The organism is Leisingera sp. F5, assembly GCF_001593695.1.
On record NZ_LUKH01000897.1, the window covers coordinates 1 to 1,499 of the forward strand.

General features: G+C 60.0%; 1 protein-coding gene and 1 pseudogene. Both read left to right on the forward strand.

All coding sequences use genetic code 11. The annotated features are described in order from the left end of the window. Positions 1 to 1,171, forward strand: a 1,171-nt coding sequence (locus tag A2I95_RS37215; protein WP_291737489.1) for an FAD-binding oxidoreductase, incomplete at its 5' end; no start/stop codon positions are given. Between the two features lie 33 nt (positions 1,172 to 1,204). Then, positions 1,205 to 1,499 (forward strand): annotated as a pseudogene (locus A2I95_RS37220) (DUF1338 family protein); the annotation flags it as partial.

The window sequence follows — 1,499 nt, forward strand, 5'->3', positions numbered from 1 at the left end:
CACGGGAACCTCGGCCGCCCTTGAAGCCGCTAGCCTTGGTGCCTCGGTCGCGGTGATCGAAGCAGAGGAGTTCGGCAGCGGCGGATCTGGTCGCAATGTAGGACTGGTGAATGCCGGGCTTTGGCTGCCGCCGGATGCAGTCGTTTCGAAAATGGGTTCCGGTCCCGGTCGCCGGCTTCTGTCGGCTCTCGCGGCCGGTCCCGAACAGGTCTTTTCCCGTATCCAGACCCACGCGATCGACTGTGATCCGGTGCGGAACGGAACCCTACATTGCGCCCATTCGGCTGGAGGTTTTCGCGAACTGCAAAACCGCTATCGGCAAGGCAAATCGATCGGCGCGCCGGTTCAACTGCTGTCCGCCGAGGAAACCGCCCGCCGTACGGGAGCAGCTGGTCTGCATGGGGCGTTGTTCGATCCCCGTGCCGGTACAATCCAGCCGCTGGCCTATTGCCGGGGCCTGGCGCGCGCAGCCCGACAGGCCGGAGGCCATTTGTTTTCCAGAACACGCGCAACTGGTCTGAACCGGATCGGTGGCGTGTGGCAACTGGCTGTGGGGCCGCACAAGATCCGCGCCAAAACCCTGCTATTAGCGACGAACGCCTATCACGAGTTTCTTTCTGGGTCATATGATCCCCAGTTTGTTTCGGTGTATTTTTCGCAGTTCGCGACCCAACCTCTACCCGGACATTTGCTGCGGAAGCTGTTGCCCGGGGGCGAGGGCTGTTGGGACACCGCGCTGGTGATGAGTTCCTTTCGGACCGACGCGGCCGGGCGTCTGGTATTCGGCGGGATCGGTAATCTGCAAGGGCCGGGAGGGGCGATCCACGCGTCTTGGGCCTCTCGGAAACTCAAACGCCTGTTCCCTCAACTGGCCGGGGTATCGCTGGATCATGCTTGGCGCGGCAAAATCGCGATGACCAGTGACCATATTCCGAAGATCGTCGAATTCGGCCCCGGCGCATATGCCTGTTTTGGGTATTCCGGCCGCGGAATCGCGCCGGGAACGCTTTTTGGGTCCGCCGCCGCTCGTGCGTTGTTGACCGGGAGGTCCGAGGATCTCCCAATCGCTCCGATCCGGCATCATGCCGAACGCTTCAAATCCGTGCGCGCGGCATACTACGAATTTGGCGCCACGTTCACCCATGCCGTCAAGCCAATCCCGTTGCGATAGGCGCGACGCTCACTTATCCTGAAGGAACACCTAATGTCTCAACACATGCATCCAGATGACATTCGCACGCTGTTTTCTCGCGCTATGTCAGAAATGTACCGCAAAGAAGTGCCCCAATACGGCGAGTTGATAGACTTGGTGAACGAAGTCAACGAAGCTACGCTACGCGCGAATCCGAAGCTCAAGGTAAGGCTGGAAGCCGCCGGTGAGCTGGACCGTCTGGATATCGAACGTCATGGAGCAATCCGCGTCGGCACGGCAGAGGAACTTTTCAACATTCGCAGGATGTTTGCCGTCATGGGGATGTATCCAGTCGGCTATTATGATC